The organism is Rhizobium sp. A22-96 (assembly GCF_053521805.1).
In genome coordinates this window covers 25,524-43,079 of the sequence record NZ_JBNWDQ010000011.1, presented here as the reverse complement: position 1 = coordinate 43,079, position 17,556 = coordinate 25,524, and the positions used below count along the sequence as shown (strand labels likewise).

Here is a 17,556-nt window from a genome sequence, read left to right as displayed (position 1 = left end):
GGGTTCCCGTCCCGTTAGGCGGTTCGTTGATCGGTTATTCTTCTTCGTCCGCTTCGTTCTGGTTCGCTGCCTCGGCTTTCGCCAGCTTGTCGGCGCGCAACGCATCGCGGATGAGATCGTCCGTCAGGATCAGCTTGGCGTCGGCCAGCGTGCTGAACGGAATGATTACTTTCGGCTCTTCGCCATAAGCGACCTGGTCGCGTTCGATCGTAAAGCCTTCGTCGGTAACGTCGGCGATCTTGCCGCGGAACCGCTTGCGGTTGTCAACCAGGATCGATGTCTCGCACTTGACGATATGGCCGATCCAGCGGACGAAATCCGACTTGCGCACCATCGGGCGGTCGATGCCCGGCGAAGATACTTCGAGATGATACGCCTTATCGATCGGATCTTCCACATCCAGGACCGGAGAAATGGCCGTCGAGACCTCTTCGCAATCCTGGACGGTCATGGTGCCGTCGTTGCGCTCGGCCATAATCTGCAAGGTCAAGCCGTTCTGGTTGAGAAGGCGCGCTCGCACGAGGCGAAAGCCCAAGCCGACGATTACGGGCTCGATGATGGCGGCGACGCGCTGGTCAAGGCCGGTTTCGACGATCAGGCGCGGTTCATTGGTATTGTCTGCGTTTGTCACTTCCGACAAGCGTTCACTCCTGCAGGGTGCTGCATTTGGGAGATCGAGCTAATAAAAAAGAGCGGGTCCTTGCGGCCCACTCTTCATCACACGATCAAGAATTTGAAAGCGGATATAAGCCCGTTTCCGGCAAATTGCAAGGCTTTTGCCGGACGCTTTAGCCATGCGCGAATGGCACTGGGATATCGATAGTCGCAAAGAACTCTGTTTGACAGAGTACTGGTTGTTATGTACTCTGTATTACAGAGAGCGATGTGCTGCAGAGTGTAAGCCCCGATCGCCTTGAAACATTGGAGGAGCAGCGCCTATGGAGATCTCTCCCACGGAAGCCCGGCATGCCTTGCATGAAGTCGAGCAGGCAACCCTGCGCAGCAACCGCTCGCAGCGGTATCGCGGCTCGGCTCCCTATCTCATTCTTTGGGGCGCCATCTGGTTTGTCGGTTATTCGAGCATGTTCTTTTGGCCGACATTATCGGCAAATTTGATCTGGCTGGTTTTGGATGGCTTGGGCCTGGGGGGCAGCGTGCTGATTGGCGTGAAGACATTTCGCGCCCGCGACGACGTGAAGAAGGTCAACGGGCGCGTATTGGCCGTCTTTGCGATTATCACACTGTTCATGCTTGCCATGATCAAGGTCATGCAGCCCATGGATGTTGCTCAATATACCATATTTCCGGCGCTGGTTCTCAGCCTCGCCTATGGATTGATCGGGGTATTTTTCCTCCGCGGCTTCGTGTGGCTTGCCGTGGCCGTATCGCTTGGCAGCCTCGTGCCATACGTCTTTCTGCAGCAATGGCTGTCGCTCTGCATTGCCGTGTTCGGCGGCGGCAGCCTGCTGATCGGTGGTTTGTGGATGAGGAAGCTGTAATGGCGGTTCTCAACGAGGTAATCCACCAGTCCCTGCGCCTGAAGATCATGGCTGCTCTTTACGCTCAGACTGCGAGCGAGGCGCTGGAATTCACGACCCTCAAGAAGATTACCGGCGCGACGGATGGCAATCTGGGCAGCCATCTGTCGACGCTCGAGCAAGCGGGATACATCTCCACAACCAAGGCCTTCGTCGATAGGAAGCCGCAGACCCGCATATCCCTGACGCGAGAGGGGCGCCGCGCCTTCCGGGAACATGTTGCCTATCTCAGGGAAATCGTCGAACTGGCTGAGGGCAAATAGGCCAATTTTCCCGACATCATCCGATGGCGGGAGGCCGGATGAACTTCCTGCGGCTAAGAGGTAACTACTTCAAGACGCCAAGCATGGAACTGTCGGGATAGCAGGTTGGCTTCATGCCGCTCTTTTCCTGCCATTGGCCGATCGAGCGTCTGGTTTTGTAGCCCGGCAGACCGTCCGTGCCGCCGACGTCGTAGCCCTTGCGTTCCAATGTCTTCTGCATGCCGGCGACATCGGAGCGCAGCATCTTGCCGACATCGCCCCATTTTTCCTCGAACGCGCCGCTGCCATAAGCGATGCGGTCGGCAAGATTGCCGATATAGAGGCCGTAGAGGTCGGAGTTGTTGTATTCCTTGACGGTGTAGAAATTCGGTGTGACGATGAATTCCGGTCCGTCGCGGCCGGCCGGCACCAGCATCATGCCGCTTGCCTTCAATTCGTCCGCTGGAAATGCCTTGCCTGACACCCTCGATATGCCGAGCGACGCCCATTGCGAGATCGGCTTGGCAAGGTCCGGCCCTTCCTGCGCGCAGGACACATTCTGCGGAATGGTGACCTCGTATCCCCAGCCGCGGCCGCGTTGCCAGCCCTTCTGAACCATATAGTTGGCTATGGATGCCAACGTATCCGGCACCGAGGTCCAGATGTTGCGGTGGCCGTCGCCATCGAAATCGACGGCGTATTTCAGGTAGTTGGTCGGCATGAATTGCGGCTGGCCAAGCGCGCCGGCCCAGGATCCCTTGAACTGATCCGGCGTGACGTCACCGTGATCGAGGATGCGCAACGCGGCGATGAGCTCGGTGCGGAACATGTCCTTGCGGGTCGACATGAAGGCCTTGGTCGCCAACACCTGGATCGCCGAATTCGGCAGTTTGGCGGCGCCGAAGCCGGTCTCGCGGCCCCAGATGGCGAGCAGGATCGGTCCCGGCACGCCATAGGTCTTCTCGATCTGCCGCAGCACTGACCCATATTGCGAGGCGAGGCTTCGCCCCGTCGCCGCCAGCTTCTGTAGCCGCGCCTCATTGAAATAGGGTGCGGGCGAGGAAAATTCGGCCTGCGTCTGTTTCTGTTCCTTGGGCTTCGGAAAGCCCGGGGGCACCAGATCCGGCAGATCCCAGTTCAGCGTCACGCCGGCGAAAGCGGCCTGGAATATCCTGTCGGAAATGCCGTCCTTCCGCGCTTCCGGCCGCAGGTCCTTCTGAATCCAGGCCTGAAACTGCGCTTCGACATCGGCCTTCGAGGCGGCGAGTGCGGGCAGGGGGAGGAGGGTGAGAAGGAGGATGAGCAGCCGTAGAATGTGTCGGAAGATACCCCCCTCTGTCCCTTTCGGGACATCTCCCCCACAAGGGGGGAGATCGTTGGCGGCGCGTTTTGTGCCATGCCGGCGGTCCGAAGTTTCTGCAGATGCAGCAGCCGATTGTTTGATGAAGACGGTGCCACAGGCCACCGATCTCCACCCTTGTGGGGGAGATGTCACGGAGTGACAGAGGGGGGTGAACACTCTCCTCATACGCAGTCCTTTATTGCAGAGGTCAAATCGCCGTCCGCGCCCTGAGCGCCGCTGTCAGCGTGCCTTCGTCGAGATAATCGAGTTCACCGCCAACGGGTACGCCATGGGCAAGACGGGTGATCTTGACCTCGAGGCCGGCAAGCCTGTCGGTTATATAGTGTGCTGTGGTTTGCCCTTCTACCGTTGCGTTAACAGCGATGATGATCTCGCGGATGCCGCCTTCGCTGACGCGCTCGATCAGGCCGCGAATGTTGAGATCGTCGGGCCCGACGCCGTCGAGTGGCGACAGCACGCCGCCGAGCACATGGTAGGCGGCGTTCATCGCGCCGGCCCGCTCCAATGCCCAGAGATCGGAAACGTCTTCCACCACGATGATGATGGACTGGTCGCGGCGATCGTCGGTGCAGACGGTGCAGGGATCGACGGTATCGACATTGCCGCAGCGCGAGCAGATCTTCACCTTGTCATAGGCATCGCCCATCGCGTGAGAAAGCGGGCCGAGCAGCTGGTCCTTCTTCTTGATCAGGTGCAGCGCTGCCCGTCGCGCCGAGCGTGGTCCGAGCCCAGGCACCTTCGCCAGAAGCTGGATGAGTTTTTCGATTTCGGGGCCGGTGACTCGCTTTGCCATGGGAGGCTTTTAGCTCATATGCTCACGAAACGGAATCATCGAAGGGACGGTTGACCGATGAAAATTCTGGCTGTTTGTGCCGGCGCCGCCGAAACGCTGCCCGGCAGGAAAAGCAGGACCGGCATCAACAAGCATGCCGTGAGCGGCGCCGTCATGATCGACGGGGAAGGGGTGATCGGCGATGCGATCTGCGATCGCCGGCATCATGGCGGCCGCGATCAGGCCGTCTATGTCGAGGGATCATTGACTTTGGACTGGTGGGTGAAGGAACTCGGTCGACCTCTGGAATACGGTTCGTTCGGCGAAAATCTCGTCATCGACGGGCTGGATAATTGCGCGGTGGCAGTCGGTGACAGATTCATAGCTGACGATCTAGTTCTGGAGGTCACCTCGGCCCGCATCCCCTGTGCCACCTTCGCCGCGAAGATGGGCGATCCGAAATTCGTGAAGCGCTACATGCAGGCAGGGCGGCCCGGCATCTACTGCCGTGTCCTTCAGAGCAGCACGGTGAGTGCCGGTGCGGAGGTGACATATCTTCCCTATGAGGGCAGCCGTGTTACCATGCCGGATTTGATGGCAATGCTCGGCGGGCGGCTGTCACCGGAAGATCGGGCGCGTTATCTCACGACGCCCATTCACCATAGGCTGCGGGCTTTTCTCGAGACTGATCCTGGCGGTTAGCGCATGGCAATCGCCACGGCAGCGCCTGCCATGGTGGCGGCGCTGGTGCGGTTGGCGATGCGCACGGCGCGGCGGCTCTTGAGGAATGTTCTCGCCTTCGCCGCAAGCATTGCCCAGGAAAGGTCGATGACGACAAGCACCACGAACATCGTCGCCACCAGTTCGGCCCAGCCGGAAAGCGTGACGGCGTGAAGATCGATGATCGAGGGCAGCAGTGCCACATAGAACACCATGATCTTGGGATTGCCCATGGTCACCGTGAAGCCGGCAAGGAAAAGCCGCGCGGCTGACTGTTCGTCCGGCAGCTGTTCTTCTGCCGTATCCGAGGCGGCAAACCACATCTTCCAGGCGAGGTAGAGCAGATAGGCGACGCCGAGCCATTTGATGATCACGAAAGCCCAGTGGAAGGTCTCGGCGACGGTCGCAAGGCCGGCAACGGCGCAAGTCAGCCAGATCGCCTCGCCAAGCCACATGCCGGAGAGAAAGGGCAGCACGTTACGTGCACCCCTGGTGAGGACGCGTGCCACAAGCGCTGCGATGTTCGGACCCGGCGATCCCGCCGCGATGAACAATGCACCGGCAAAAATAAGCAGCATCGACAGGCTCATCGCATTCTCTCCGATCCGGGCAAGCCATGAAACATCTGGAAGACGCCAGAAATAGCACTCCGGCCGCCGTTTTCCAAATTGCCGGTTTCGCACTCAGCCGAGCTGCGCGCGAAATCGCTCGAAGAGTGCCTTGCCATCAGGCCAGTCACCCAGCCCCGAGGCCGAATTGATGTGGCCGAGCGGTCCGGCATCGACAAACGCACTGCCCCAGATTTCGGCGCTATCGCGGGCATAATCGTAAGGGCCGTAGGGATCGTCGGTGCTGGCGACGAGCATGGAGGAAAACGGCAGTCGTTGCCGCGGCGGATTGGCGAAACTGCCGGCCTCGGCCAGATAGACCTCACCTGTCGGTTCCGGTGGGGCGACAAGAAAGACACCAAGGATTGGTCTCTTTTGCAGAGGCGCCCAATGGGAGATCAACTGGCAGGCAAGACTGTGGGCGATCAGGATCGGCGGCGTTTGCGAGCCGGCGATTTCGCGGTCCAGCGCCTCGATCCAGTCGGTAAGGATCGGCTTGTCCCAGCTCGATGGCTGGAATCGACGCATGCGCGGATCCTGCCGCTCCCATAAGGTCTGCCAATGATCTCCGTCGGAGCCGCCAAGCCCCGGCAGCATGATGATGTCGCTCATCTCTGTCCTCTCTCGCTATCTGAGGGAAAGAAACTGACACCTTGCTCAGGCAATTGACATTGCAATCCATCGGACAAAATCTTCACCGGCCGATGAATTGAAGGTGAAATATGGAAAGCATCGAAAAGGGACTGGATCCGACTGACATGTCGATCATCGAGATCCTGCAGCAGGACGGAAGAATTTCCGTATCGGAACTCGGTCGCCGCGTCGGGCTTTCACAGCCGGCGGCATCGGAGCGGCTAAAGCGGCTGGAGGAACGAGGCGTGATTGCGGGTTATCGTGCCGTCATCGACCCCGCCGCCGTCGGCCTCGGCATGATGGCGGTCATCCGGCTGCGTACCTCGCATGAGCATATTCGCCCCTGTCTGAAGCAGTTCTCGGAAATGCCAGAGATAATCGAAGTTCTCAGATTGACGGGGGAGGATTGTTTTCTGCTCAAGGTCCTCGTGCCGACTGCGGAGAACCTTGAAACCATCGTCGATTCCATCGCCCGCCATGGTGCGGTAACGACGTCGCTGGTGCTGCGAAACGAGCCGGCAAAGGCGATCGGCCGCGAATTGATCCGCAAGGCGACCGCCCGGTAGCTAAAGTCTTTGGGCTTCGATCTCAGAACGGCAGCTTGAAACCGGGCGGGATCGGCAGGCCGGCGGTGAGTTCGCGGGTCTTTTCGGCGGTGATCGCCTCGGCCTTGTCCTGGGCATCCTTGTTGGCGGCTACGATCAGGTCTTCGAGGATCTCGACATCCTCTTCCTTGAAGAGCGACGGATCGATCTTGATGCCGAGCATCACGCCCTTGCCGTTGACGGTGGCGGTGACGAGGCCGCCGCCGGCCTTGCCTTCGACGCGAATGTCGGCGATCTCCGACTGCATCTTCTCCATCTTGGCCTGCATTTCCTTAACTTTGCCCATCATGCCCATGATGTCGCGCATCGTCATTTGTCCTTCTTCTGCATGTTGCTATTCCCGACGGCTACAATCTGCCGCCAGCCGCTGCGGTTGTCGAGCCGAGCGGTCCTGCTGTTGTCTATTTTAACCTTAAAATTCTATGTCGTCGCCTGGCAGGATGTCGCCATCGACGGATTCGGCGATGGCCGGAGCAGCGGTCTGCTCTTCTTCCTCGACTTCCGGAGCCCGCACGCGCACGTCAATGATTTTGGCGCCGGGAAATTGCGACAGGATCGCCGCGACATCGGGGTCCTGGCGTGCATCGGCGACCCGTTGCTTCTGCGCATTCGCTTCGGCTTCCACCAGCGTCGGCTCGCCCTCGTCGCGGCTGAGGCTGACGATCCAGTGTATACCGGTCCATTCCTTCAGCTTGACGGCGAGCTCGTTCAGCAAAGTGCCCGGCGCGCCGGGCGCAAGGCTGACATCGAGCCGGCCCGGCTCAAGCCTGACAGGGCGCACGAAGCTGCGCACCAGCGCCTTGACCTTTGGATCACGCTTCTGGCCTGCAAGCTCGGCGATGTCGGTCATCGAGTTGATCGGCACCAGCGGCTTCGGCGCTTCGGCGGGCTTCGGCTCGATGCGGCCCACAGGTTGCGAATCCGGCTGTGTATTCGGCACGGAGCGTAACATCGCGACCGGCGCCGAAGGCGTGGGTCGCGGGGCCGGCGTTTCGATGGCTCGCGCCACGGCGCTGCCCTGATAGGAAACCGCCGATCCCCCGCCATTGCCCGCAGGCGCTCCGGATGGTGGCCGTGCGCCGCCATTGCCATCGGAAAATTCCGCAAGCCTGCGTGCGGCATCTTCTGGCGCAGGCAGATGGGCTGCATGTGCCAGCCGGATCAGCACCATCTCGGCGGCGCCAGCGGTTCTCGAGGCGTTTTCGGTCTCGGCGATGCCCTTCAGAAGCATCTGCCAGATACGCGACAGCGCCGTCACGGCCACGCCCTGCGCAAATTCGGAGGCCTTTATGCGCTCGACTTCGCTCAGCGACGGATCGTCGGCGGCATCGGGCACATATTTGAGCCGGGTGACGAGATGGGTGAAATCGGCAAGGTCGGTCAGCACGACGACGGGGTTGGCGCCGGCTTCGTACTGGCTGTTGAATTCGGCAAGTGCAGCCGAAACATCGCCTTTGACGACATGGCCGAAGAGATCGACGATGCGGGCACGGTCTGCAAGGCCCAGCATCGCGCGCACGGCATCGGCGGCAACGAAACCGCTGCCATGGGCGATCGCCTGGTCGAGCAGCGACAGGCCGTCACGGGCCGAGCCCTCGGCGGCGCGGGCGATCATGGCGAGCGCTTCCGGCTCGGCCTCGATGCCTTCCTTGCCGGCAATGGTGGTGAACAGCCCGACGAGATCGGAAGCGCTGATGCGGCGCAGGTCGAAGCGCTGGCAGCGCGACAGCACTGTGATCGGAACTTTACGGATTTCGGTCGTGGCGAAGATGAACTTCACATGTTCGGGCGGCTCTTCGAGCGTCTTCAACAGCCCGTTGAAGGCCGCCGTCGACAGCATGTGCACTTCGTCGATGATGTAGACTTTATAGCGCGCCGAGACCGGCCGGTAGCGCACCTGCTCGATAATCTCTCTGATATCGTCGATACCGGTATGGGAGGCGGCGTCCATCTCGATGACGTCGACATGCCGGCCTTCCATGATCGCCTGACAATGCTCGCCCGGCTCGCGCAGGTCGATGGTCGGGCGATCGATGTCCGGTGTCTTGTAGTTGAGGGCGCGGGCAAGGATACGGGCCGTGGTCGTCTTGCCGACGCCGCGCACGCCGGTCAGCATATAGGCCTGCGCAATGCGCCCGGTCTCGAACGCGTTCGTCAGCGTTCGAACCATCGGCTCCTGGCCGACCATGAGGTCCGTGAAGTCCTTGGGCCTGTACTTGCGAGCCAGCACCCGGTAACCGGTGCCGGTCGAGGCGGCATCTTTTGCTTGTCGCTCGCTGTCGCTCATTGCCCTGCTTATTTTGCCCGCAGAAAGCCGGGTCTTGCTTTCAGAAAGGGTGGGAGGCTGGCACGATGACCCGTGCCGGGCTCGTTGGGGCTGCTTCCTTCCGGACCTGACCCGGTTGGCGAGTGGCTCGTCCACCACCAACCTCCCGGATGCACATATCGGCAATATCGTCATCAAAAGCAAGCCAAGGTCAAAAAAAACTGCTAAACATTTGATAAAACAATGGAGGATGCCCCCTTGAAGGAGTTTACGCTCGACGACCGTCTGGCGAATGACAGCGTTTCCGTGGCGATCACCGGCCTTTGCGACGTGCGGCTGATGAAGGATAGCCGCTGGCCGTGGCTTTTGCTGGTTCCCCGCCGGCCCGACAAATCGGAAATTTTCGAGCTGACGCCGCTCGACCGCATCCTGTTGACCTTCGAGAGCGACAAGGTCGCAAGTGCCCTGAAGACGGTGACGGGGGCGACAAAAATCAACGTCGGGGCTCTTGGAAATATCGTCCGTCAGCTTCATGTTCATGTCATTGCGCGGTTCGAAGGGGATGCGAACTGGCCCGGCCCGATCTGGGGCTTCGGCAAGGCGGAGCCCTATTCGGACGAAGACATGAACAGCCTCATAGCCAAGTTGCGGGAAACGCTTTCACAATGAGCCCTTCCATCTTTTCCTCGGATGTGCCGCATCCGGAACCCAGCAGTCTCACCGCTTTTGCGGAAAACCAGCTTAACCGGGATGCCGAGCATCGCGACGAGGAAACGATCAAAGAGGCGCTTGCCAGGGAAGGCACGCATATCCTGGCTTTCGCCAAGGAACAGCTGGTCCTGAAGCATGACGGACAGGTGCTCGATCCATTGTTTGCCCGCTACGAGCTGAAGGACCTCGATCCGGATTGGGAGGCGGCCGTGTTGCTCGGCTACCGCAACACCGGCGAGCCCCGGCTTGCCGTGCCGGTGCGCATCAATGCCGATGAGCTTGCAAGCCAATACAAGCCGGCTGACATGCGCTCGCTCTGGCGCGACCTGTTGCTGGAGGGCGAGATCCTCGGCGAGGCGGCGCAGGGCATGAGCCTGCTGCGCTGGAACAGCGACAACCGCTTCTGCGGGCGTTGCGGCTCGGTCATGGAAAGCCGCATCGGCGGCTACAAGCGCGTCTGCACCGCCTGCGAACATATGATCTTCCCGCGCACCGACCCGGTCGTCATCATGCTGGCGGTTGATGAGGAGAGAAACCGCTGCCTTCTCGGCCGCAGCCATCATTTCGCACCCGGCATGTATTCCTGTCTCGCCGGTTTCGTCGAGCCGGGCGAAACCATCGAGAATGCCGTGCGCCGGGAGACGCTTGAGGAATCGGCCATTCACATCGGCCGGGTGCGCTATCACGCTTCGCAACCCTGGCCGATGCCGCATTCGCTGATGATCGGCTGCTATGCCGAGGCGAAATCGACCGAGATTCGCATCGACGATGCCGAACTCGAGGATTGCCGCTGGTTCACGCCGGAAGAAACGCTCGCCATGCTCGATCGCGTTTCCGCCTCCGGCAACACCTCCCCGCCCAAGGGGGCCATTGCCCATCGCCTGATGCGCGACTGGGTCGAATGGAAGCGATAGGTTTCCCCCTGCCATGGCGCGCTCGGAACGTTTGCTGACACTGTTGCAGACGCTGCGCCGCTACCGCCGTCCGGTCAGCGGCGCTGTGCTGGCCGAGGAAACCGGCGTCAGCCTGCGCACGCTCTACCGCGATATTGCCAGCCTGCAGTCGCAGGGGGCGATGATCGAGGGCGAGCCGGGCATCGGCTATGTGCTGAAGCCCGGCTTCATGCTGCCGCCGATGATGTTTTCGCAGGACGAGATCGAGGCGCTGGTGCTGGGGTCGCGATGGGTGGCGCGCGCAACCGATGAGCGTCTGGCCGCCGCCGGCGCCGATGCGCTTGCCAAGATCGCCGCGGTGCTGCCGGCCGAAATGCGCGAGGCGATCGACCAGGCAACGTTGCTCGTCGCGATAAAGCGCGTGATCGTGGACAAGGCTGATCTTTCGCTCATGCGCAAGGCGATCCGTTCCGAGCGCGTGGTGCAGCTGACCTATGGCGACGTGAACGGTTCCGTTTCGACCCGGCGCATCTGGCCCTTTGCGCTCGGCTATTTCGACGACGTGCGCATGATCGTCGCCTGGTGCGAATTGCGCGAGGGCTACCGTCATTTCCGCGCCGACCGCATTGTCGACTTTGCGGTGCTGGATGCCCGCTATCCCCGCCGCCGCGTCGCTTTGGCAAAGGAATGGCACACGCTGCATGGCAGAGCGAATGATTGATCCAAGAGCCTAAGACTACTGCCAGAAACTGTCAGTAGGCGCGCCTATTATCGATCCCATCCAAGCAGGAAGGAGGATCGATCATGGCAAGCAACATTTTCGTCACGACGAAACAGGCACAGCGCGATCACGCCGGGGCCGGCAGGGGCGCTTCCATAGCCGCGCCACTGGCTCGCCTCTCGCAGATTGCGCTTGGCTATTTCACCCACCGCTGGAATCGCCTCGATATCGAGGAAACGCCGAATTCGGTGAAGCGCGATCTGGGCTTCCTGGACGGACGCGCCCCTTACCGTGAGGAAGAGCGGATGCACTAACTGCACCGCCAACGCTTCACCCAACGTTCGACACACGCAACCAGCCTTCCACCGGCAGGCACCGCTGAGCCTGCCGGACCGGGCACTGCTGCCTTCATATCCATCCAAAACGAGAGGAATATCCCATGACCAACCCAAATCTCATTATCTTCTATGTCAAGGACCCGGCGGAAAGCACGCCGTTCTATCGCGACTTGCTCGGCCGCGAGCCGAGCTTTGCTGCGCCGACTTTCGTGGCCTTCGAGCTCGGCAATGGTTTCAACCTCGGTCTCTGGCGCCGCAGCAGCGTCGAGCCGCAACCCTCCGCCATCGGCAATCGCGGCGAGTTGGGCTTCATGGTCGAAGGCCCCGGTGCCGTCGAACAGCACTACAAGGATTGGAAAGCGCGTGGTTTGCCGATCGCTCAGGAATTGACGACCATGGATTTCGGCCCGACCTTCGTCGTGCTCGATCCCGACGGCCATCGCCTTCGCGTTTGTGAGCCGGATAAGTAAAGTACAACATTCGATCTGCCTCCCACGGCAGCCTCTCTCCGCCCTGAGCTTGTCAAAGGGTGGGGAGAGGTGGTTGGCAGGCCGGATGAGGTGCAGATCGTCCATCATTCGAGTTGACTTGCAGCATTCACGGACGAGACTGAGCGATAACCCAGGGAGCCACGGGAGGCGTTGTTGCTGCATCATATTTCATTCGGTGTCGCAGATATCGAGAAAGCCGCTGCATTCTACGACGCAGCATTTGCGCCGCTTGGCTACGTGCGGGTTTGGGAAGACCTGAACCCGGGCGACCCCGACCAGGCGATCGGATATGGCCCGGCGGGCGATGGCGACAAATTCGCCATCAAATTGCGCGGCAGGGATGCCCGAGCTCCGGGTTCGGGATTTCATCTCGCCTTTGCGGCTCCAAGTCGTGCAGCCGTTTCGTCGTTCCATGAGGCTGCGCTGGCTCATGGCGGTGCGGACAATGGACCGCCGGGTCTTCGATCCCATTACGGGCCGAACTATTTCGCTGCCTTTGTGATCGACCCGGATGGTCACCACATCGAGGTCGTCACCAAGGCCGCTGAATAGCGATTGGATAGGCCTACGATGATCTCGCCACGCGTCCTCTTGTTCGAGGCTCCAGCCCCTTCGACAAGCTCAGGGCTTCCGCACTTCACCATGAGGGCTGATCCACTGCGTCTGCCGCGGTATGCACTCCACCTCATGGTGAGGTGCACTGCCGTCAGAGCGTAGCGAAAACGGGAGTGCCTCGAACCACGAGGTGGCCCCGAGGCTCGCATCAACGCTTAAAGCTGCCCCCGCGTCGGATGCCCCTTGTAGACACCCAGAATCCGGACCTTCTCCGAGAAGAAACGCAGTTCTTCCAGGGCGCGGCGCACATGCGGATCGGAGGGGTGGCCCTCGATATCGGCATAGAATTGCGTTGCTACAAAACGGCCGCCGAGCTGGTAGCTCTCGAGCTTGGTCATGTTGATGCCGTTGGTCGCAAAGCCTCCGAGTGCCTTGTAGAGCGCTGCCGGAATGTTGCGGACGTTGAAGACGAAGGTCGTGACGATCTTTTCGTCCGGCGAGCTGCGCTCCGCCCAATGCTCGTCGCGCGACAGGACAACGAAGCGCGTCATGTTGTTTTCGGTGTCTTCGACGTTCTCGGCGATGATTTCGAGGCCGTAGAGATCGGCGGCCAATCGTGGCGCCAGCGCCGCCATGCTGCGGTCACCGGTTTCCTGCACCAGCTTGGCGGCACCAGCCGTATCACCGGCGATAACGGGCTTCCAGCCGTTGGCGCGCACGATGTTGCGGCATTGGCCAAGCGCATGGATGTGGCTGTGCACGGTGCGGATTTCTTCCTTCTTGACGCCCGGAAGGACCATCAGCTGGAAGCGGATCGGCATGAAATATTCGCCAACGATATGTAGCCGCGATTCCGGCAGCAGGTGATGGATATCGGCGACGCGGCCGGCGATCGTGTTTTCGATCGGAATCATGCCGAGATCGGCCTCGCCATTGTCGATGGCGGTGAGGGCATCCTCGAAGGTCTGGCAGGGCAGCGGCTCCATGGTCGGGAACATGTCACGGCTCGCCATGTCGGAATTGGCGCCGTAGTCGCCCTGGAAGGAGATCTTGTTGGTCTTGGTAATCATGGGACTGCCCTTGGGGGAATGCCGTCTGTCAAGAAGCGGCGGAAAGGATGCGTCTGGCCTTTTCGAGGTCGGCGGGAGTATCGACACCGAGCGGGATCGTGTCAACGATCTCGACATCGATGCGCATGCCGGCTTCCAGTGCTCTCAGCTGCTCCAGCGATTCGCGCCGTTCGAGCGGCGATGGCCCGAGGCTCACGAATTTTTCGAGCGCTGCCCGACGATAGGCGTAAAGACCGATATGGTGGTAGAGCGGACCATTGCCGTAAGGCGCGGTTGTCCGGGTGAAATAGAGCGCGCGCAGGCGATTGTCGGAAATCGCCGACCCTACGACCTTGACGACGCTCGGTGCGGTCTTTTCTTCCTCGTCCTTGATCTCGACGGTCAGCGTGGCAATGTCGACGGCCGGGTCTTCCAGCGGGCGCAGCGAGGCGCGGATGGTCTCGGGGTCGATGGTGGGAAGGTCGCCCTGGACATTGACGACGATTTCCGCGCGGCCCTCTGGATCGACGGCCTGGAGCGCCTCGTAAATGCGGTCCGAGCCGGACTGATGATCCTGGCGCGTCATGACGACTTCGAAGCCTGCATTGGCGACGGCGGCATAGGTATCGTCATGGTCGACCGCAACGATGATGCGACCGATCGCCGCCTCGCGCGCCCGCTTGGCAACCTGTACGATCATGGGCAGGCCGCAAATATCGGCGAGCGGCTTGCCTGGCAGGCGAGTGGAAGCCATGCGGGCGGGAATGAGGACCAGTGTCTTGTCTAAATTTGAATCTGTCATTCTTGGGCCTTCTATTCCTGCGGGAAAAGTGTCAAAACGTCTCACGGTGGAGACCGTTTACAGCGTTGCAAGAAACAGCCAAAAGACATAGGTTTCGCGCGAATTCAAGATGGGCCGGCGGAGGATGCCGGCGGCGAGGGGAGCATAGCAGATGAATTCATCCTACGTGAACATGGGAGTCGGGGCACTTTTGGCCACGCTGTTCGTGTTGAAGTCCGTGTCGCTCGCGTCAGGATTTATTTTCCATTCGGAGGCACCGGAAAAGCCCGGTTTCACCATCGTTGCCGAAGAACCGGCCGTAGGTGGAGACAAGGCTGCTGCCGCCAAGCCGGAAACGCCGATCGCTCAGCTGTTGCAGAAGGCTGATGCCAAGGTCGGCGAAACGATCTTCAAGAAGTGTCAGGCCTGTCATTCCGGAGAGAAGGGAGGGCCAAACAAGGTTGGCCCTGATCTCTGGGGTATTGTCGATCGCCCGGTCGGCGAGCATGAGGGCTTTGCCTATTCGTCCGGCATGAAGGATTTCTCCAAGGGCGGTTCGGAGAAGTGGACGTATGACCACCTCTATCACTTCCTCGCCGCTCCGAAGAAGTTCGTTGCCGGAACGGCCATGGGCTTTGCCGGCCTGCCGAAGGAAGAGGATCGTGCGAACGTGATCGCCTATCTGCGCACGCTCGCCGATACGCCGGAGCCGCTGCCGGATCCGAACGCCGCCCCGGCTGCTGCGACCAACTGATCGTTTGAGAGGCACGCACAATCACAAAGCCCGGTCACAACGACCGGGCTTATTCGTGATGTGTTCTAGAGAGCATGTTTGCGCGAACGCGATCTCTGATCGAGATCGTAGACCTTGAGGCCTTCTTCGGCCTTGGGCGGCACACGCCATTCTTCCGGCGCCAGTGCCTTGCGGCCGTCGCGCAGGCCCGCCTGCCAATGCTCATGCATGGAAAGCGCCGAAAATTCATAATCCTTCGAATGGGAGCGGAACTGCTTGTTGCGATAGATCAGGTGGATGATCGTGACGCTGTAATCGCTGGAATGCTCCTGCAGCTTCTGGATCTCCGGATCAACCTTGGCCTCGTCGGGAAGGCGGGCATAGAGTTCGGCTATGGCGCGCCGCAGACGATGACGCTCCAAAAAGAGATCGGTATTGAGGCGGGTACGGCTCGAATAGGTGATGTCCTTGCGCCGCTCCTCGACCTCTTCGAGGTCTTGCGGCAACGGGCCGACGGCGCTGAAGAGGTCGACTTGAAACACCACGGTGTCGACGCCGGCGCCGTTGCGCAACACGTAGCCGAGCGGCGTATTTGAAACGAGGCCGCCGTCCCAATAGTGCTCGCCGCCGATCTTGATTGAGGGAAAGCCCGGTGGCAGGGCGCCGCTCGCCATCACATGCTCCGGCGTGATCTTGGTGTCCTTGTTGTCGAAAAAGGCGAAGTTGCCGGTGCGCACATTGACCGCACCGAGGCTCAGCCGCACCGGGCCGTGGTTGATTCGGTCGAAATCGACATGGTCGAGCAGCGTCTGGCGTAATTGCCCGGTATCGTAGATGCTTGTCGCGCCGGCCGAGCCGCGTGACTGGAACCAGGCCGGGATCTGCCAGGGCGAAAAGAATCCGGGCACGCCGAAGGTTGAGACCCACCAGCTGCTGACGGTACGGTAGAAGGGGCTGGTCTCGCGTTGATGTTCCATCAGCACGTCGACGGGGAGCTGGATGCCCACCTTGTTCCAGAAGGAGCGCAGCTTCTCGAGCCGCTCGCCCGGTACGTTGCCGGCCATGATCGCCGCGTTGATGGCGCCGATCGAGATGCCGGCGATCCAGTCCGGTTCGATATTCTGTTCTCTCAGCGCTTCAAATGCGCCGGCCTGATAGGAGCCGAGCGCACCGCCGCCCTGCAGGACGAAGACCTTGTGTGCATAGGCCGAAGCGGGGTTGCTGAGTGGAGTTGCAATATTCATGTGCCATCCTTTGCTGCGCTCCGGACTTAAAAGCCGCGATGCGCAAATATATGACCATTTTCCTGCCTGCTTCTCCGACTGCGGAGATATATTGTCTTCGCCCGGTGCCGAGCGAGGGTCAGGCTAGCCGAGCATATAGGCCCAAAGTGACACCGAGAATGCGCCGAGCGCGGTCGTCAGCGTAATCGTCGAGGCTGCAAGACTGTGACCGACCCCGAAGCGGTTGGCAATCAGCCAGGCGTTCACACCTGTAGGAACGGCTGCAGTAAGTACGAGTGCCGCCCGCCATTCGGGGCTGAGACCCAGGACGTATGCGGCGACAAATACGCAGGCCGGAAGCAGCAGGAGCTTGAAGGCCGATATGACGCTGGTGATGCCGATATTGCCCGAGAGACCATATTGGCGCAGCGCCATGCCGAGCGAGATCAGCGCGGCCGGACCGGCGATATTGGCGATGTTGTCGACCACGGTGCCGAGCGTCGCCGGGATGGGAATGCCGATCATATGCACGACGAGGCCGCAGAAGAGGCCGATGACCAGCGGATTGCGAACGAGGTTTTTGCCGACCTGCAGCAGAAGCTCGCCGGTGCTGCGGCCGGCCCCGGCATTTTCCTTGCGCTCGGCCTGTTCCATCAGCAGCGTGCCGGCAATCATCATGGTCGGCAGATGCACGGCGATCAGGATCGACATCGCCATGATGCCGTCTGGCCCGACCGTGCGGCCCACCAGCGGCAGGCCGATGAAGATCGTGTTGGCGAAGGCCGACGAAACCCCGGCCAGAACGCCGATGCGCGCATCCCGGCCGAACAGCCGTGTCGTCACCAGATGGCCAGCGGTCCAGGTGACCGCAACACCGGAGAAATAGGCGATCCACAATCGAAACGGCGACTCGCCCTGAAAATTCGCCTCGGCAATGGTCTGGAACAGCAGCAACGGCACGGCGATCTTGAAGACGAATTCACTCATGGCCTCGCCGACTTCGGCCTTCAGCAGGCCAGTGCGCACGATCACCCAGCCGACGAGAATCATCAGGAAAACGGGAAGGACGTCGGTCAGGATTTCGGACATGCCGGGCGAGGCCGTTGAAATGATGGCTCGAGGGATTTGATCCGGAAGTTGTAGCAGCTTGCTTCATGGTGAGAAGCCGCAAAACAAAAAAAGCGGGATCAAACCCGCTTTTGCCTGTCCGGCTTCGCCGAAGAGTCCCCCCGGTGCACATGCCGCCAGTTCATCCGTGGTCGGCCCGCGTACCGGTGAGGCGGAAGGTATCATACCTTCCCAGACTGGCCTGGA

The 17,556-nt window shown here is 60.7% G+C and carries 22 protein-coding genes and 1 other RNA gene; 11 read left to right on the top strand and 12 right to left on the bottom strand.

All coding sequences use genetic code 11. The annotated features are described in order from the left end of the window. Positions 1–34: 34 nt before the first annotated feature. Positions 35–640, bottom strand: a complete 606-nt coding sequence (rimP, locus tag ACQZ6F_RS32595) for a ribosome maturation factor RimP (RefSeq protein ID WP_068394801.1) — start codon at positions 638–640, stop codon at positions 35–37. A gap of 298 nt (positions 641–938) precedes the next feature. Between rimP and ACQZ6F_RS32590 the strand changes: the two genes are divergently transcribed. Both ACQZ6F_RS32590 and ACQZ6F_RS32585 read left to right on the top strand, forming a co-directional pair. Beyond that, positions 939–1,499: a hypothetical protein gene (locus ACQZ6F_RS32590; RefSeq protein ID WP_449096099.1), complete on the top strand. Its 561-nt coding sequence runs from the start codon at positions 939–941 to the stop codon at positions 1,497–1,499. Then, the gene (locus ACQZ6F_RS32585; RefSeq protein ID WP_449096098.1) at positions 1,499–1,801 is read left to right on the top strand and encodes a winged helix-turn-helix domain-containing protein; all 303 of its coding nucleotides are present in this window, start codon (positions 1,499–1,501) and stop codon (positions 1,799–1,801) included. Before ACQZ6F_RS32590 ends, ACQZ6F_RS32585 begins: the two co-directional genes overlap by 1 nt. Before the next feature lie 64 nt (positions 1,802–1,865). Here the strand turns inward: ACQZ6F_RS32585 and ACQZ6F_RS32580 are convergent, their stop codons facing one another. After that, positions 1,866–3,245 carry a lytic murein transglycosylase gene (locus ACQZ6F_RS32580; protein ID WP_449096097.1) on the bottom strand — a complete coding sequence of 460 codons (1,380 nt, stop codon included), beginning with the start codon at positions 3,243–3,245 and terminating at the stop codon, positions 1,866–1,868. An 85-nt stretch (positions 3,246–3,330) separates the two neighbouring features. After that, positions 3,331–3,936 carry a recombination mediator RecR gene (gene recR / locus ACQZ6F_RS32575; RefSeq protein ID WP_068394804.1) on the bottom strand — a complete coding sequence of 202 codons (606 nt, stop codon included), beginning with the start codon at positions 3,934–3,936 and terminating at the stop codon, positions 3,331–3,333. A gap of 57 nt (positions 3,937–3,993) precedes the next feature. Between recR and ACQZ6F_RS32570 the strand changes: the two genes are divergently transcribed. Beyond that, positions 3,994–4,617: an MOSC domain-containing protein gene (locus tag ACQZ6F_RS32570; protein ID WP_449096096.1), complete on the top strand. Its 624-nt coding sequence runs from the start codon at positions 3,994–3,996 to the stop codon at positions 4,615–4,617. On the opposite strand, the gene ACQZ6F_RS32565 is transcribed toward ACQZ6F_RS32570, so the two are convergent. After that, a complete protein-coding gene (locus ACQZ6F_RS32565) occupies positions 4,614–5,225 on the bottom strand; it encodes a LysE family translocator (RefSeq protein WP_449096095.1) in 612 nt (203 codons plus the stop codon). The genes ACQZ6F_RS32570 and ACQZ6F_RS32565 overlap by 4 nt on opposite strands. A 93-nt stretch (positions 5,226–5,318) precedes the next feature. Next, the gene (locus ACQZ6F_RS32560; protein WP_077472217.1) at positions 5,319–5,855 is read right to left on the bottom strand and encodes an RBBP9/YdeN family alpha/beta hydrolase; all 537 of its coding nucleotides are present in this window, start codon (positions 5,853–5,855) and stop codon (positions 5,319–5,321) included. Positions 5,856–5,965: 110 nt separating this feature from the next. Here ACQZ6F_RS32560 and ACQZ6F_RS32555 point away from each other — a divergent pair, with 110 nt between their 5' ends. Next, positions 5,966–6,442, top strand: coding sequence for an Lrp/AsnC family transcriptional regulator (locus tag ACQZ6F_RS32555; protein ID WP_077472218.1), 477 nt, complete (start codon positions 5,966–5,968; stop codon positions 6,440–6,442). 22 nt (positions 6,443–6,464) lie between these two features. Here the strand turns inward: ACQZ6F_RS32555 and ACQZ6F_RS32550 are convergent, their stop codons facing one another. The 3 genes from ACQZ6F_RS32550 to ffs form a co-directional block, all read right to left on the bottom strand. Further along, positions 6,465–6,788 (bottom strand): YbaB/EbfC family nucleoid-associated protein, encoded by a 324-nt coding sequence (locus ACQZ6F_RS32550; RefSeq protein ID WP_068394845.1) that lies wholly within the window; start codon positions 6,786–6,788, stop codon positions 6,465–6,467. A gap of 105 nt (positions 6,789–6,893) precedes the next feature. Continuing rightward, positions 6,894–8,768 (bottom strand): DNA polymerase III subunit gamma/tau, encoded by a 1,875-nt coding sequence (locus ACQZ6F_RS32545; RefSeq protein ID WP_449096094.1) that lies wholly within the window; start codon positions 8,766–8,768, stop codon positions 6,894–6,896. Positions 8,769–8,817: 49 nt separating this feature from the next. Further along, positions 8,818–8,914: signal recognition particle sRNA small type (gene ffs, locus ACQZ6F_RS32540), an RNA gene on the bottom strand. Between the two features lie 91 nt (positions 8,915–9,005). Between ffs and ACQZ6F_RS32535 the strand changes: the two genes are divergently transcribed. The 6 genes from ACQZ6F_RS32535 (at position 9,006) to ACQZ6F_RS32510 (ending at position 12,453) form a co-directional block, all read left to right on the top strand. Next, positions 9,006–9,416 carry an HIT family protein gene (locus ACQZ6F_RS32535; RefSeq protein WP_449096093.1) on the top strand — a complete coding sequence of 137 codons (411 nt, stop codon included), beginning with the start codon at positions 9,006–9,008 and terminating at the stop codon, positions 9,414–9,416. Beyond that, complete coding sequence (gene nudC, locus ACQZ6F_RS32530) at positions 9,413–10,372, top strand: NAD(+) diphosphatase (protein WP_077472219.1); 960 nt, start codon at positions 9,413–9,415, stop codon at positions 10,370–10,372. The genes ACQZ6F_RS32535 and nudC overlap by 4 nt, the downstream gene beginning before the upstream one ends. Positions 10,373–10,385: 13 nt before the next feature. Next, entirely contained in the window at positions 10,386–11,072 is a 687-nt protein-coding gene (locus ACQZ6F_RS32525) for a helix-turn-helix transcriptional regulator (protein WP_077472220.1), read from the top strand. Positions 11,073–11,155: 83 nt separating this feature from the next. Then, complete coding sequence (locus tag ACQZ6F_RS32520; RefSeq protein ID WP_068394813.1) at positions 11,156–11,386, top strand: hypothetical protein; 231 nt, start codon at positions 11,156–11,158, stop codon at positions 11,384–11,386. Positions 11,387–11,511: 125 nt separating this feature from the next. Further along, on the top strand, positions 11,512–11,880 hold the full coding sequence (locus ACQZ6F_RS32515; RefSeq protein ID WP_068394814.1) for a VOC family protein: 369 nt from the start codon (positions 11,512–11,514) through the stop codon (positions 11,878–11,880). 174 nt (positions 11,881–12,054) lie between these two features. Continuing rightward, entirely contained in the window at positions 12,055–12,453 is a 399-nt protein-coding gene (locus tag ACQZ6F_RS32510; protein WP_449096092.1) for a VOC family protein, read from the top strand. 218 nt (positions 12,454–12,671) lie between these two features. Here the strand turns inward: ACQZ6F_RS32510 and ACQZ6F_RS32505 are convergent, their stop codons facing one another. Together ACQZ6F_RS32505 and ACQZ6F_RS32500 are read right to left on the bottom strand one after the other, a co-directional pair. Continuing rightward, on the bottom strand, positions 12,672–13,526 hold the full coding sequence (locus ACQZ6F_RS32505) for a prephenate dehydratase (RefSeq protein WP_068394816.1): 855 nt from the start codon (positions 13,524–13,526) through the stop codon (positions 12,672–12,674). Between the two features lie 28 nt (positions 13,527–13,554). Beyond that, positions 13,555–14,307 (bottom strand): 3-deoxy-manno-octulosonate cytidylyltransferase, encoded by a 753-nt coding sequence (locus tag ACQZ6F_RS32500; RefSeq protein WP_068394817.1) that lies wholly within the window; start codon positions 14,305–14,307, stop codon positions 13,555–13,557. Between the two features lie 151 nt (positions 14,308–14,458). On the opposite strand from ACQZ6F_RS32500, the gene ACQZ6F_RS32495 reads away from it, so the two are divergent. Beyond that, entirely contained in the window at positions 14,459–15,040 is a 582-nt protein-coding gene (locus tag ACQZ6F_RS32495) for a c-type cytochrome (protein ID WP_449096091.1), read from the top strand. Positions 15,041–15,105: 65 nt separating this feature from the next. On the opposite strand, the gene ACQZ6F_RS32490 is transcribed toward ACQZ6F_RS32495, so the two are convergent. Beyond that, positions 15,106–16,263: a patatin-like phospholipase family protein gene (locus ACQZ6F_RS32490; RefSeq protein WP_449096090.1), complete on the bottom strand. Its 1,158-nt coding sequence runs from the start codon at positions 16,261–16,263 to the stop codon at positions 15,106–15,108. Positions 16,264–16,386: 123 nt separating this feature from the next. Further along, a complete protein-coding gene (locus ACQZ6F_RS32485; RefSeq protein WP_174069626.1) occupies positions 16,387–17,331 on the bottom strand; it encodes an AEC family transporter in 945 nt (314 codons plus the stop codon). Positions 17,332–17,556 lie beyond the last annotated feature (225 nt).

What these genes read in the sequence shown, in the direction of transcription:
- ACQZ6F_RS32590 (WP_449096099.1), top strand. Translation starts at nt 939, where the DNA reads ATGGAGATCTCTCCCACGGAAGCCCGGCATGCCTTGCATGAAGTCGAG.
- ACQZ6F_RS32585 (WP_449096098.1), top strand. Translation starts at nt 1,499, where the DNA reads ATGGCGGTTCTCAACGAGGTAATCCACCAGTCCCTGCGCCTGAAGATC.
- recR (WP_068394804.1), bottom strand. Translation starts at nt 3,936, where the DNA reads ATGGCAAAGCGAGTCACCGGCCCCGAAATCGAAAAACTCATCCAGCTT.
- ACQZ6F_RS32570 (WP_449096096.1), top strand. Translation starts at nt 3,994, where the DNA reads ATGAAAATTCTGGCTGTTTGTGCCGGCGCCGCCGAAACGCTGCCCGGC.
- ACQZ6F_RS32565 (WP_449096095.1), bottom strand. Translation starts at nt 5,225, where the DNA reads ATGAGCCTGTCGATGCTGCTTATTTTTGCCGGTGCATTGTTCATCGCG.
- ACQZ6F_RS32560 (WP_077472217.1), bottom strand. Translation starts at nt 5,855, where the DNA reads ATGAGCGACATCATCATGCTGCCGGGGCTTGGCGGCTCCGACGGAGAT.
- ACQZ6F_RS32555 (WP_077472218.1), top strand. Translation starts at nt 5,966, where the DNA reads ATGGAAAGCATCGAAAAGGGACTGGATCCGACTGACATGTCGATCATC.
- ACQZ6F_RS32550 (WP_068394845.1), bottom strand. Translation starts at nt 6,788, where the DNA reads ATGCGCGACATCATGGGCATGATGGGCAAAGTTAAGGAAATGCAGGCC.
- ACQZ6F_RS32545 (WP_449096094.1), bottom strand. Translation starts at nt 8,768, where the DNA reads ATGAGCGACAGCGAGCGACAAGCAAAAGATGCCGCCTCGACCGGCACC.
- nudC (WP_077472219.1), top strand. Translation starts at nt 9,413, where the DNA reads ATGAGCCCTTCCATCTTTTCCTCGGATGTGCCGCATCCGGAACCCAGC.
- ACQZ6F_RS32525 (WP_077472220.1), top strand. Translation starts at nt 10,386, where the DNA reads ATGGCGCGCTCGGAACGTTTGCTGACACTGTTGCAGACGCTGCGCCGC.
- ACQZ6F_RS32520 (WP_068394813.1), top strand. Translation starts at nt 11,156, where the DNA reads ATGGCAAGCAACATTTTCGTCACGACGAAACAGGCACAGCGCGATCAC.
- ACQZ6F_RS32515 (WP_068394814.1), top strand. Translation starts at nt 11,512, where the DNA reads ATGACCAACCCAAATCTCATTATCTTCTATGTCAAGGACCCGGCGGAA.
- ACQZ6F_RS32505 (WP_068394816.1), bottom strand. Translation starts at nt 13,526, where the DNA reads ATGATTACCAAGACCAACAAGATCTCCTTCCAGGGCGACTACGGCGCC.
- ACQZ6F_RS32500 (WP_068394817.1), bottom strand. Translation starts at nt 14,307, where the DNA reads ATGACAGATTCAAATTTAGACAAGACACTGGTCCTCATTCCCGCCCGC.
- ACQZ6F_RS32495 (WP_449096091.1), top strand. Translation starts at nt 14,459, where the DNA reads ATGAATTCATCCTACGTGAACATGGGAGTCGGGGCACTTTTGGCCACG.
- ACQZ6F_RS32490 (WP_449096090.1), bottom strand. Translation starts at nt 16,263, where the DNA reads ATGAATATTGCAACTCCACTCAGCAACCCCGCTTCGGCCTATGCACAC.
- ACQZ6F_RS32485 (WP_174069626.1), bottom strand. Translation starts at nt 17,331, where the DNA reads ATGTCCGAAATCCTGACCGACGTCCTTCCCGTTTTCCTGATGATTCTC.